The 12,297-nt window shown below is 44.2% G+C and carries 12 protein-coding genes; 5 read left to right on the forward strand and 7 right to left on the reverse strand.

The annotated features are described in order from the left end of the window. Positions 1 to 168: 168 nt before the first annotated feature. Together RAC86_RS27335 and RAC86_RS27340 are read left to right on the forward strand one after the other, a co-directional pair. Positions 169 to 1,161 (forward strand): JmjC domain-containing protein, encoded by a 993-nt coding sequence (locus RAC86_RS27335; RefSeq protein ID WP_003243554.1) that lies wholly within the window; start codon positions 169 to 171, stop codon positions 1,159 to 1,161. 79 nt (positions 1,162 to 1,240) lie between these two features. Beyond that, complete coding sequence (locus tag RAC86_RS27340; protein ID WP_003244176.1) at positions 1,241 to 1,720, forward strand: GNAT family N-acetyltransferase; 480 nt, start codon at positions 1,241 to 1,243, stop codon at positions 1,718 to 1,720. Positions 1,721 to 1,758: 38 nt separating this feature from the next. Here the strand turns inward: RAC86_RS27340 and RAC86_RS27345 are convergent, their stop codons facing one another. Beyond that, complete coding sequence (locus RAC86_RS27345; RefSeq protein ID WP_128993597.1) at positions 1,759 to 3,096, reverse strand: aldehyde dehydrogenase family protein; 1,338 nt, start codon at positions 3,094 to 3,096, stop codon at positions 1,759 to 1,761. Positions 3,097 to 3,238: 142 nt separating this feature from the next. Between RAC86_RS27345 and RAC86_RS27350 the strand changes: the two genes are divergently transcribed. Beyond that, the gene (locus tag RAC86_RS27350) at positions 3,239 to 4,381 is read left to right on the forward strand and encodes a TetR/AcrR family transcriptional regulator (protein WP_129010266.1); all 1,143 of its coding nucleotides are present in this window, start codon (positions 3,239 to 3,241) and stop codon (positions 4,379 to 4,381) included. Between the two features lie 29 nt (positions 4,382 to 4,410). On the opposite strand, the gene RAC86_RS27355 is transcribed toward RAC86_RS27350, so the two are convergent. After that, entirely contained in the window at positions 4,411 to 5,232 is an 822-nt protein-coding gene (locus tag RAC86_RS27355; RefSeq protein ID WP_339175583.1) for an SDR family oxidoreductase, read from the reverse strand. Positions 5,233 to 5,348: 116 nt separating this feature from the next. Here RAC86_RS27355 and RAC86_RS27360 point away from each other — a divergent pair, with 116 nt between their 5' ends. Both RAC86_RS27360 and htpG read left to right on the forward strand, forming a co-directional pair. After that, the gene (locus RAC86_RS27360) at positions 5,349 to 5,600 is read left to right on the forward strand and encodes a hypothetical protein (RefSeq protein WP_339175581.1); all 252 of its coding nucleotides are present in this window, start codon (positions 5,349 to 5,351) and stop codon (positions 5,598 to 5,600) included. Positions 5,601 to 5,767: 167 nt separating this feature from the next. Then, positions 5,768 to 7,648 (forward strand): molecular chaperone HtpG, encoded by a 1,881-nt coding sequence (gene htpG / locus RAC86_RS27365; RefSeq protein ID WP_377886227.1) that lies wholly within the window; start codon positions 5,768 to 5,770, stop codon positions 7,646 to 7,648. 42 nt (positions 7,649 to 7,690) lie between these two features. Here htpG and RAC86_RS27370 read toward each other — a convergent pair whose 3' ends face one another. From RAC86_RS27370 to iolR, 5 genes are all read right to left on the reverse strand, one after another. Next, positions 7,691 to 9,076 (reverse strand): sugar porter family MFS transporter, encoded by a 1,386-nt coding sequence (locus tag RAC86_RS27370; protein WP_049140856.1) that lies wholly within the window; start codon positions 9,074 to 9,076, stop codon positions 7,691 to 7,693. A 237-nt stretch (positions 9,077 to 9,313) separates the two neighbouring features. Next, positions 9,314 to 9,622, reverse strand: coding sequence for a YxcD family protein (locus RAC86_RS27375; protein ID WP_003227046.1), 309 nt, complete (start codon positions 9,620 to 9,622; stop codon positions 9,314 to 9,316). Between the two features lie 3 nt (positions 9,623 to 9,625). Then, positions 9,626 to 10,276 carry a hypothetical protein gene (locus tag RAC86_RS27380; protein ID WP_326131589.1) on the reverse strand — a complete coding sequence of 217 codons (651 nt, stop codon included), beginning with the start codon at positions 10,274 to 10,276 and terminating at the stop codon, positions 9,626 to 9,628. Positions 10,277 to 10,537: 261 nt separating this feature from the next. Then, a complete protein-coding gene (locus tag RAC86_RS27385) occupies positions 10,538 to 11,470 on the reverse strand; it encodes an aldo/keto reductase (RefSeq protein WP_377886228.1) in 933 nt (310 codons plus the stop codon). A gap of 53 nt (positions 11,471 to 11,523) precedes the next feature. Then, positions 11,524 to 12,279: a myo-inositol utilization transcriptional regulator IolR gene (gene iolR / locus RAC86_RS27390; protein ID WP_003227050.1), complete on the reverse strand. Its 756-nt coding sequence runs from the start codon at positions 12,277 to 12,279 to the stop codon at positions 11,524 to 11,526. Positions 12,280 to 12,297: the final 18 nt, after the last annotated feature.

The following is a 12,297-nucleotide window of genomic DNA, read 5'->3' on the forward strand; positions in this document are numbered from 1 at the left end:
ACGAGGTTTCTTATAAGCCTTTTTCATCCTTTTCCCTCCTTCCTTGTAAAAAAATAGGCTATCACGCACAACTAAATATTATAATCCTCTGATAATTCTGTCAATATTTACTTTTAGAAAAAAATGTTATATCTTTGTGGTGAAGTTACTTTTTTTGGGAGGGATAATATGAGTGCTGTAACCGAATCGGTTTTGGAGTCTATCATCAGTCCTGTAACGATGAGTGAGTTTTTAGAAGAATATTGGCCTGTAAAACCTTTGGTAGCCAGAGGAGAAGTGGAGAGATTTACAAGCATACCGGGGTTTGAAAAGGTTAGAACGCTAGAAAACGTATTGGCTATCTACAATAATCCAGTCATGGTCGTTGGTGATGCTGTGATTGAAGAATCTGAAGGGATCACAGACAGATTTCTTGTGTCACCTGCAGAGGCTTTAGAGTGGTATGAAAAAGGGGCTGCATTAGAGTTTGATTTCACCGACCTATTTATTCCCCAAGTCAGAAGGTGGATAGAAAAACTCAAAGCGGAATTAAGACTGCCTGCGGGTACTTCTTCCAAAGCCATTGTTTACGCGGCGAAAAATGGCGGGGGATTCAAAGCCCATTTTGACGCCTACACCAACTTGATTTTTCAAATTCAAGGTGAGAAAACATGGAAGCTTGCCAAGAATGAAAATGTGAGCAATCCAATGCAGCACTATGATTTATCAGAGGCTCCTTACTATCCTGATGATTTACAGTCATATTGGAAAGGAGATCCGCCAAAAGAGGATCTGCCAGATGCAGAAATCGTTAATTTAACACCGGGAACCATGCTGTATTTGCCAAGAGGTTTATGGCACTCCACCAAATCTGATCAAGCAACGTTAGCTTTAAATATTACATTTGGCCAGCCTGCATGGCTTGACTTGATGCTAGCAGCTCTTCGAAAAAAATTAATCAGTGATAACAGATTTAGAGAACTCGCTGTAAATCATCAATCCCTACATGAATCGTCCAAATCAGAGTTAAATGGATATTTGGAAAGTCTGATTCAAACGTTATCAGAGAACGCAGAGACATTGACCCCAGAGCAAATCTTCCAATCTCAGGATTCAGATTTTGATCCTTATCAATCCACGCAATTGGTATTCAGACAGCTTTTGACAAGTTATAAGTTCTAGTAAATACTAGATAAGGGGATTAATGACATAAAATAGGTTGTTAATTCTCTTATTTTTGTTCAGTTAAAAGGAGGAAAATATGAATATTATTCCGACATGCCAGATACCTAAAGATCTTGTTTCCGCGTTTTTTCAAAAACACTGGGGCAGTCCGCAAATGGTTATTTCTAGCGGTATTTATAACTGCGATGAATTAGATGGTTATGGAATGCTCAACGATGATAACCAGATTGTTGGCCTTATTACATACATATTTGAAGAAGATGCCTGTGAAATCATTTCGCTGGATAGTGTCATTGAGAATAAAGGGATCGGAACAGCTCTGCTAGAGAAAGCCGAGGAAGCATGCAGAGAGAGAAATATCAAACAAATAAAACTGATCACAACCAATGATAATATTCATGCATTAGCGTTTTATCAGAAGAGAGGGTACCGGTTGGATCGACTATTTGTGAATGCAGTCGAGACGGCCAGAAAGATGAAGCCCGAAATTCCTTTACTGGCAGATAATAAAATACCTATCCGTGATGAATTGCTTTTGGTCAAGGAGTTACAATAAAAGGCGCTCCTCTAAGGAAGCGCCTTTTGATCATGCGATTATTCAGCGGCTTGAATAAATACACCCTTCTCATGAGAAAACTCTTTGAATCCGTATACCCCATGATAGGAGCCGATTCCGCTTGTGTTGACGCCGCCGAATGGCAGGTTGACGTCACTGAAATGGACGACGACATCATTGATGGCCGCATTTCCTGATGTCGTGTGCTGAAGGACGTTGTCAATCAGGTCTTGGTTTTTGCTGAACACATAAAGTGCAAGCGGTTTATCGCGGTCATTTACGTAATCGATGACCTCGTCGATGTCTTCATAGTTCATCATTGGCAGAATCGGTGCGAAGATTTCCTCCTGCATGATTTTCATATCAGGCGTGACGTTTTTCAAAACGGTTGGCGAGATCGTGCGGTCGCTGGCATCAAATACGCCGCCGAACACCACTTCCGCCCCTTTTTCGATGGCATCGTCGAACAGATCTTTGACGCGGTTGAAGTTGCGGTCATTGACGATCTGCGTAAATTTGCTGCGGTCTGGGGTATGATCATCCTCCATAAATCCAGCGTTGACGACTGTTTGTAAAATCCCCGCGAACCTGTCCTGAACGTCTTTTTTAATGAACAGGTAATCAGGTGCGATGCAGGTTTGGCCGGCGTTTACGAATTTCCCGACGGCGATCTTTTTCGCTGCGTCCATCAGATCGTATTCACTGTCAATAATCGTCGGGCTCTTGCCGCCAAGCTCAAGTGTGACAGATGCCAAGTGTTTGGCAGCCGCTGTCATGACGATTTTCCCGACATTTGTGCTTCCAGTGAAGAAAATATGGTCGAACGGCTGATCAAGTAGTTCGGTTGCCACCTCAACCTCTCCTTCAAAAATCGCGACTTCTTTTTCATCAAAAGCGTCTCTTATCACTTTAGCGGCAATGTTGCTCGTGTTCATCGTGAAATCGGACAGCTTCACAATCGCGCTGTTTCCGGCTGCGAGAGAAGCGGCAAGCGGCGCCATCGTCAGCATAAACGGATAGTTCCACGGGCCGAGGATGAGTGTGACGCCTTTAGGCTCGTACATAAGAATTCCGTTTGCGTCAGGGCTTAACGATGAACCGACTTCTTTAGGCGCCATCCATTGTTCCAGGTTATTCATATTATCTCTAATCGCTTTTTTTGTTCCTTCGATTTCCGCTTTTTTGACTTCGTGATATGGTTTGCGGACGTCTTTGCGGATCGCTTCGATGATTTCTTCTTCATGGGCGATGACGGAATCTAAAAAGCGTTGAAGCTTTTCTCTCCGCTGTTCCGCTGTTGAAGCGCGCAAGGCTTTTTGCTGTTTTTTCTGAAGCTGAAAGACACGCTGGATGTCGTCCTTTACTTGCTGTTCCATTGTAAAATCCCCCTCATTTGCTTTCTTCTTTTCTCGGACCTATTATAAGGTGGTACCTTTTCTGTAAGAAAGACAACGGTGAACCATCTATACGTTACCGTACATATATCGAAGATCTGTCTAATGATTGGGGGTGTCTTTTGTGCCGGAATCTGCCGAAGCTCAAGTGAAAGAGGCGCTGCTGGCTTTATTGGAAGAAAGAGATATTCAACACATCACAATGAAAGAAATCGCTGAAAAGGCCAAAGTGAGCCGCGGATCGCTCTACCTTTATTATGAGGATAAGTTTTCAATCATTGAGGATGTGATCGAAGACATGAAGGAAGGACTGGGCAAAGCGCTTTTTGACGCCTTCAGTCATATGGATACCCTTCATTTGAACAAAAAACGGCAAACGGTGCATCCGACGCTGTCCTTTGTTCATGAGCATCGATCCTTTTTTTCTGTGATGATGAACAGAGGGCATTTCCATCGTTTTTTTAGGGATGTGTTTCAGCAGGATGTTCTGCTGACTCCGGTCCATGTGAATTTGACGCCGATCGAACGGGAAATTTACGGACATTACCGGGCCTTGTACACGTACGCGATTATCCTGTATTGGCTGAATGAGGATGCGGCCGCGACTCCGGAAGCTATCAGCCAAAAGGTATGGGAGCTTGTTTCTCAAAAGAGATTTTATTGGCTGTTTGGACAAGCTGTGCCAGGAGAGCGAGAGAAGAACAAGCAAATCGACAGGCGTGTGGTTCGAACGAGAGAGGCGCTCCAGAAGGCATTTCTGGACGTGCTGGCGGAGAAAAAAGACTACGCAGCCATCACGATTTCGGATATTACCCGGAAAAGCAATATCCGCCGTGCAACCTTTTATGATCACTATGCCAATAAGGAGGAATTGCTCCGAACCATGATACAGCGATCATGTGCGGAGATCATTGATCACCTGACGATTGCCTCCAGCCCGAATGAATTTTCCTTAAAGGAAGCGGAGAAGGCGCTCGCCAGTCTGCTTTCTGCTTTGTCAAACATGCCCATTGTCCATTTTCTCAATCGGGAATGGGGTGTTCCTCATGTGATACCTGATATGTTCAAAGCGCTGGAATCGTTTTATCTGCATCAGCAAACTGATATTCACGCAGAGAAAAAGCTTTATGCCCATTATGTATCCGCAATGATTATTGGGTTGCTTTTGTATCGGCTGGATGAAGGAAAGGCGCATCCGCCTGAAGTGCTGGCGAGGGAATTTTTGCAGTTTTTGGATGTGAAAAAGTATAAGGTTGTATTGCTTTGAAAGACAAAAAGAGAGGGACATCCCCTCTCTTATTTCGTTTCTTTCTTCCATTTCTCATCAATCAGCATTTTCCCTGGCCATGTGTATGCCATGATGCCGCCGTCTGCGGTGATGTCCTCTCCTGTGACGTATGAGCTGTCGTCTGACGCGAGGAACAGGGCCACTGTCGCCATTTCCTTCGGCTGGCCGAGGCGGCCGAGCGGCGTGACCCATTTGTTGGCTTCGCGGAATTTTTCACCCATTTCCTGTTCTTTGGTGCCTGCTAATTTGTCAATCAGCGGGGTTTCGATCGTACCCGGTGAAATGGAATTGACGCGGATGCCGTTCCGTGCGTAGTCGATCGCCATCGCTTTTGTCAGGTTGGTGATGCCGCCTTTTGCTGCGTTGTAGCCGGAGCGGTCAAGGTCCGCGGCACGGCCTGACATGGAGGAGGTATTGATGATGGAGCCTCCTTTTTCGAGCATGAGCGGAATCAGATATTTGCTGCAAAGGAACGTGCCGCGCAGGTCGACGGCGATAATGCGGTCAAACAGGTCAACCGGATATTCGTGCACCTTTCCGCCTTCCTGATCAACGCCGGCATTATTAAACAGAATATCAATCGTTCCGCATGCATCCTTGATTTGATCAGCAAATGCTTTCACACTGTTTTCATCTGACACATTGAGGTGAAAGGATTCGGCCTGTCCTCCGTTTTTTCTGATTGCGTCAACTGTTTCTTCCATTTGATCTTTATTGATATCTCCGATGATCACACGCGCGCCTTCATTGGCAAAAACCTCTGCCGTCGCTTGCCCAATGCCTGTCGCGGCGCCTGTGATCACTGCTGTTTTGTTTTCAAGTCTTCCCATGATACGAGACCTCCTTTTTCTATTTGTCTTCCCGCTATGTGCAGTGATAAACATGCGAGAAAAGAAAGGCCAGCATATGTTAAGATGAATTAGAAATTGTTGGGAGGTTTGTATGTGTGAAGGTACAGCATAAGAAGGAGCTCAAGTTTTATTGCTTCATTACCATTCCATCTGCATTTGTTGTGCTGACTGTCATCTCTTTTTTATTGCAAGAGATTACGTTTCCGGTGACTGCAAGCGCATTTCTGAGTGCTTCATGGCATAATCTATTGTTTTTGATACCGTTCGGTTTGTTTTTCTACCCGGTGCATATATGGATGAAGCGGGAGTTTGGCCGCTGGAATGACACAGAAAAAAAGAGAGGATGATGAAGCCTCTCTTTTTTATGAGAATGAGTGAGAAAAAGAGTGAAAACAAATCCAACTAATGTTAAATTTACATATATATGCATCTATCAATCTAATTGACAATTGTCATCTTATGTGATAAATAGATGCTGAAAAGGGTTTACATAATGGTAAAGGAGCGATCAAGAGTGGCGAAAAAAGAGTTTAAAGCAGAGTCTAAACGCTTGCTGGATATGATGATTAACTCCATTTATACCCAAAAAGAAATTTTCCTGCGCGAGTTAATCTCCAATTCGAGTGATGCGATTGACAAAATCTATTACAAAGCGCTTACGGACGATGCGCTTACGTTTGATAAAGACAGTTACTACATAAAGGTCGCAGCTGACAAAGATGCGAGAACATTAACCATCTCTGATACGGGGATCGGAATGACAAAGGATGAGCTTGAACAGCATCTTGGAACAATTGCAAAAAGCGGTTCCCTCGCGTTTAAAAAGGAAAACGAGCTGAAAGACGGACATGACATTATCGGGCAGTTCGGTGTCGGTTTTTACGCGGCATTTATGGTTGCCGATGTCGTGACAGTCATCAGTAAAGCGCTTGGCAGCGAAGAGGCTTATAAATGGGAGTCTGCGGGTGCAGACGGCTATACGATTGAGCCGTGTGAAAAGGATTCTGTCGGTACAGACATTATCCTGAAAATCAAAGAGAACACAGAAGATGACAGCTATGACGAGTTTTTAGAGGAATATCGTTTAAAAGCGATCATCAAGAAGTACTCCGACTTCATTCGCTACCCGATCAAAATGGATACAACCATTACTAAGCCGAAGGAAGGCAGCGAAAATGAATTTGAAGAGGTGCAGGAAGAGCGAACGGTCAACAGCATGGTGCCGATCTGGAGAAAAAACAAAAGCGAGCTGACAGATGAGGATTATGAAAAATTCTATGCTGAAAAGCATTACGGGTTTGATAAACCGCTCACACACGTTCATATCAGTGTGGATGGAGCCGTTCGCTACAATGCGATTCTATTCGTCCCTGAAAACATGCCGTTTGACTACTATTCCAAGGAATATGAGAAAGGCTTGGAGCTGTATTCCAATGGCGTGCTGATCATGAATAAGTGCGCAGACCTGCTACCGGACCACTTCAGCTTTGTGAAGGGCATGGTCGATTCTGAGGATCTATCGCTGAACATTTCCAGAGAAATGCTGCAGCATGACCGCCAGCTGAAGCTGATCGCGAAAAACATCAGCAAGAAAATCAAAAGCGAGCTGCAAAGCCTGTTGAAAAAAGACCGCGAGAAATACGAGACGTTCTACAAGTCGTTCGGCAGACAGCTGAAATTCGGCGTGTATAATGATTTTGGCTCGAATAAGGATCAATTGAAGGATCTCCTATTATTCTACTCTTCAAAAGAGAAAAAACTGGTCAGCTTAGACGAGTATGTTTCCAGAATGCCAGAGGAGCAGAAATTCATTTATTACGCGACCGGTGATTCTTACGACCGCATTGAGAAACTGCCGCAAACGGAAATGGTGGCAGACAAAGGCTATGAAATCCTCTACTTTACTGAGGACATCGATGAGTTTGCAATTAAAATGCTGGCTTCTTATCAGGAAAAAGAATTCAAGTCCGTATCAAGCGGAGACCTTGGCATAGACACGGATGAGGATCAAAAGCAGTCCGAGGAAGAGGAAAGCAAGTATAAGGATCTGTTTGAGGAAATGAAAAACATTCTGTCAGACAAAGTGAAAAACGTCAGAATCTCAAAACGGCTTAAATCACATCCAGTCTGCCTTGCTGCTGACGGCGAAGTGACAATTGAGATGGAAAAAATCTTAAACGCGATGCCTGACAGCCAAAATGTGAAGGCGGAAAAAGTGCTGGAAATCAACCCAAATCACGAGGTATTCCAAACGCTGCAGGACGCGTTTGAACAAGATAAAGAGAAGCTGAGCCTGTACACAAACCTTCTGTACAATCAGGCGCTTCTCATCGAAGGCCTGCCGATTCAGGACCCCGTGGAATTTACGAACAATATTTGCAAGGTCATGGTGTAAACAGAAAAAGGAATCGTCCCATAAGGAGACGATTCCTTTTTTTTATAATGTACGCTCATTCAGCATTTGGTTTTGGGTGCTTTTCTTCTTTTTAAACCGGTTTTTCAGGCTTGCTTCAATTTCCTCCAAGCTTCGCCCTTTGGTTTCCGGCACCATGTAGAAAGCGAAGAAAAATGAGAGAAGACAAATGACTGAGAAAACCATAAAGACCCATGCGATGCCCATTGCGCTTAGCATCAGCGGGAAGACGAGCGACACGATCAGGTTGGCTGCCGATAACACCAAAGTCGTGAACCCTGTCGCGGCACCGCGCGCTTTGGACGGGAAGAGCTCAGGCATGAGCACCCACACTACCGGACCCCATGTCGCCTGGTAAAAGACGATATAGACGCCGAGAAAGACTACTGTCATCCACGCTGTTGATGCGGAAAGCCCCAGTGTCAGGAGCACGCCTGATAAAGCAGCAAGGCTCAGTGTGATGCCGACACTTCCCCAGATCAGAAGTTTTTTGCGTCCGACACGGTCAATTAAGATCATGGCAGTGATACACATGATGACGTTGAGGATGCCGATCCCCATTGTGCCGAGCGCCGAAGCTGATGTGCCAAGACCGGCCTTCGTAAAAATGGTTGGCGCGTAGTAGATGACCGTGTTAATGCCGACTGCCTGCTGGAAAATGGCAAGGCCGACGCCAATCAGAAGCATAGGGCGAATCCACTTGGCTTTCAGCACGCCAAGTGTCGTTTCTTTTTTCTCCGCTTCCCCTTGCTTCATCTCTGCCAATTCCATTTCGATGTCTTTGGGGTCATGAGTGATGTTCATGATGCGTCTCGCTTCTTCTTCGCGGCCGCGCTTCACGAGCCATCTTGGCGATTCCGGCATGAACGCGATGCCGATTAATAGAAGCACGGCAGGCACTGCAGCCAGACCGACCATCCAGCGCCACGCTTCAAACGGTGTGAACAGGTAGTTAACGATATAGGCGAGCAAAATCCCGGTGACAATCATTAAGTTGTTCATTGTGCCGAGTGTCCCGCGAATTTTCGTCGGTGCCATTTCGGAAAGATACACGGGCACAAGTGCCGTTGAACCGCCGACGGCCAACCCGAGTATCACCCTAGATGCAATCAGCATGCCGATTGTTTGAGAAAATGCGCAAGCGAGCGCGCCGATAATAAAAATGATGGAAAGGACAAATACAACCTTTCTCCTGCCCCAGCGGTCTGAGCATGTGCCGCTCAAGGCAGAACCGAAAATCGCGCCAAGGAGCAGCATGCTGACAACCAATCCTTCTGTCAATGTCGTTAAAGGAATATCGTTATTGATAAACAGGAGTGCTCCGGAGATAACACCTGTATCGTAACCATATAGCAGTCCCCCTAAAGCGCCGAAAAAGTAGATCATATATTTCCTTGTGTCTTTCTTCACAAATGTCTCCTCCTCAGTTGTTGAGCCAATGAGTATCTAAAATGTATAACAAAGTTAATAGATTAGTACCCATTTCCTATCTCATTTGAAACATTTGTTTTGAACAAATGGAAACGTTAAAGCCAAAAGAGATGATCACAGATCCGCTGAGTTTAGGAAAAACGAAATAACTTTATGCTCAGAGAAACCATTAAAAAAACCTTACCCGCGCGGAGTAAGGTTTTGATTAAGACATTTTTATTCTTCTGCTTCGTTGACGAAAACCAAGGCGGAGAAGCCTTTTTTCTTATCAAATTGCAATTCAACGACGGTAACGTCCGGATTGAAGTTGTGGTATTCCTCTAAGAACTGAATAATGCCTTCTGAAATGTCATCTGACATAAGCTGCTTGTGGTGCAGGCCAAATGTAGCTTCAGCGAAGAACCCTGTACGCTTGTTATAAGATAGCTCCTTTACTTCAACGTCTTCAGGGTAGATATCTTCTTCATTGGAAATATACACGCAAATTCCGTCTACAATTTCTTGCTCATTTAATATTAATCTCATTGCCTAAAATCTCCTTCTGTACGTCTTTGGTGCTTTAAATGCGCGAATCAGTGCGATGACAATGATTAAAATAATGATTAAAGCGATGATATCCACGATCCAGGCAATGGGTGAAGCGCCATAAGAAACATAGCCGGGGCCTCCGGCTGGATGATAGGTGTAACCCCACGGGTGCATCATGCTGATCATGAACATACCCATTGTAAATCCGCTATAATATCCAAACCATCCTGATGGCGCGAAACCTGCGTGATAGTAATGATTGACTGAAACATATCGTCCGCCAACATAGGCTTTAGACGTTTTTCCGCTGTATGTCTTTCCGGTTACTTTTGATGTAGCGCCGGAAAAGGTGCCTGCCGATTTTTTAGAGCTTGATGAGCTTGCCTTTTCCGAAGGCTTCTTTTTAAGCGAAATCGATGATGATGAATCGTCAGGCGTCTTGGATTTTTTGCTAGAAGAGCTTGATCCTGAGCTGTAGCTTGATTTCGGGCTTGATTTATAGCTTCCGCTGTATGACGAGCTTGAACTTCGGCTGCTGTAACTAGATGATGAGCGGCCGCTAAAGCTCTTTGCATGAGAAATCGTTGATGGCAGCAGTACACCTAAAGCAACGGTTACTGCAACTAAGGCTTTTACATATTTAAGTTTCATTCTGTTTCCTCCATAGACCATCGAAACGGTCCGCTATTCTGACCAGCAAATAAAAGAAGCTGGGTCAGCTTTATTTCATATGAGCTAGATGATATGAACGTTTCATACTTTTGCTTTCTCAATCACTTTCTTTCTGAGATAAACTACCTTTATTTTATCGGATTTATGGCTCATTTTGTAAGGTTTTGCTTCAAAATCAGTTATTTAGGAATTTATCGCACAAAAAAACAGCCTTCTCCAATGGAGAAGGCTGCTTTCTTCTTATGCGAACAGCTTATCAATAAATGAAATATCCTCTTGAGAAAGCGTCACGTCGGCTGTTTTGATGTTATCAATCAGCTGATCGGCACGTTTTGCTCCCGGGATTAAAATATCAATTTCCGGTCTTGCTAAATACCAGGCCAATACGATGTGAGGGATATCCACGTTGTGTTTTTCGGCAATCGGCGCAAGCTTGTTGACCTTTCTGATATTTTCTTTGAAACGCTCGCCCTTGAAGTGTTCCTGTTCGTTTCGCAGGTCGCCTTCTGGGAACGTTGTATCTTCTGTATACTTTCCTGCCAATAAACCTGATACGAGAGGGAAGTAAGGGATAAATGAAATATTATGCTCCTTCGTATACGGGAAGAATGTTTTTTCTGCTTCACGGTTTAACAGGTTGTATTCGCCTTGCAATACATCTACCAAACCGTCTTTGTTTGCTTCTTTCAATTGCTCTAAAGAGAAGTTGGATACACCGATGGAGCGGATTTTTCCGGCTTTCTTCATCTCATTCAGCGCGTTAACGGCTTCATCCTTAGGCGTATGTTCGTCAGGGAAGTGAATGTAGAACAAATCGATATAATCGGTATTCAAGCGCTTCAGGCTTTCATCAACTGATTTTTTAAGAAATTCTGGTGAATTATCAAAGACAAAGTCATTGCCTTGTTTTCTGTGAGCGGCTTTTGTCGCGATGACAACTTCTTCACGGTTGAATTCACGCAGCACTTCACCAATTAATTCTTCGGAACGGCCGATCCCGTAAATATAAGCGGTGTCTAACATTGTCACGCCATTACGGATCGCCTCGCGCACCAATTCTTTTCCGGTTTCTTCATTTAGGTTCGGATAGAGGTTATGTCCTCCGACAGCATTTGTTCCTAATCCGATAGGGAATACCTGCAAGTCTGATTTTCCGAGCTTCGCTTTTTTCATGATCTGCCTCCTAGAATAAAATGGATGATAGACTCTCAACACTATTGTAAACGTTAGGCCAGATGAATGCCGATTTGATGCTCATTGCAGTACTGCGTGTACTCGTCGTCTAATGGCTGAGAGGTCACAATGCAATGCAGCCTGTCAAACGGCGCATATGTCAGAAGCGTTGATTTTCCGAATTTAGAATGGTCAGCCAATAGATACACTTCTTTTGCTTTTTCTGAAATCCTCTTTTTAATTTCATACTCCAGCAGATCCGAATTGGTCAATCCGTGTGTCAGCGTCGTTCCGGTAGCGGACATAAAGGCTTTGTTGATATTGTACTTATCAAGCATAGCCGGGTCGTCCATGCCGACAAAGGAGCGGGTTTTTCTCTTATAGTTGTTTCCGATAATGATTAAGTTGATATTCTTCAAAGCTGACGCCGCATTGATAATGTCTAAACTGTTGGTTAAGATGGTGACATTTTTGGCTGGATCAAGCGTATCAAGAATAGACTTTGTCGTCGTTCCTGAATCAATGAAGACCAAATCGTGATCTTCAATAAATCGGGAAGCATAATGGGCGATTTTTGTTTTTTCATCCTGGTGCTGAATGGTGCGATTTTCAAAAGGAACTAATGCGGTTTTTTCAATAGATGTTACGCCGCCGTATACTTTTTCAATCGCACCCTTTTCTGTTAGCTTGTTGATATCACGTCTGACTGTGTTTTTGGAGACATTGAACACCTGGCACAGCTCATCTAAGGAAACAGTGCCATGCGATAAAATGTACTCCTCCATTTCCTGAATCCGCATCAGTTTCATATAAAAAACTCCTTCTTG

The sequence above is a fragment of the Bacillus sp. LR_5 genome (genome assembly GCF_042709275.1).

Bases quoted from the DNA above. Each gene is read 5' to 3' on its own strand.
- RAC86_RS27335 (WP_003243554.1), top strand. From the start codon at position 169: ATGAGTGCTGTAACCGAATCGGTTTTGGAGTCTATCATCAGTCCTGTA.
- RAC86_RS27340 (WP_003244176.1), top strand. From the start codon at position 1,241: ATGAATATTATTCCGACATGCCAGATACCTAAAGATCTTGTTTCCGCG.
- RAC86_RS27345 (WP_128993597.1), bottom strand. From the start codon at position 3,096: ATGGAACAGCAAGTAAAGGACGACATCCAGCGTGTCTTTCAGCTTCAG.
- RAC86_RS27355 (WP_339175583.1), bottom strand. From the start codon at position 5,232: ATGGGAAGACTTGAAAACAAAACAGCAGTGATCACAGGCGCCGCGACA.
- RAC86_RS27375 (WP_003227046.1), bottom strand. From the start codon at position 9,622: ATGAGATTAATATTAAATGAGCAAGAAATTGTAGACGGAATTTGCGTG.
- RAC86_RS27380 (WP_326131589.1), bottom strand. From the start codon at position 10,276: ATGAAACTTAAATATGTAAAAGCCTTAGTTGCAGTAACCGTTGCTTTA.
- RAC86_RS27385 (WP_377886228.1), bottom strand. From the start codon at position 11,470: ATGAAAAAAGCGAAGCTCGGAAAATCAGACTTGCAGGTATTCCCTATC.
- iolR (WP_003227050.1), bottom strand. From the start codon at position 12,279: ATGAAACTGATGCGGATTCAGGAAATGGAGGAGTACATTTTATCGCAT.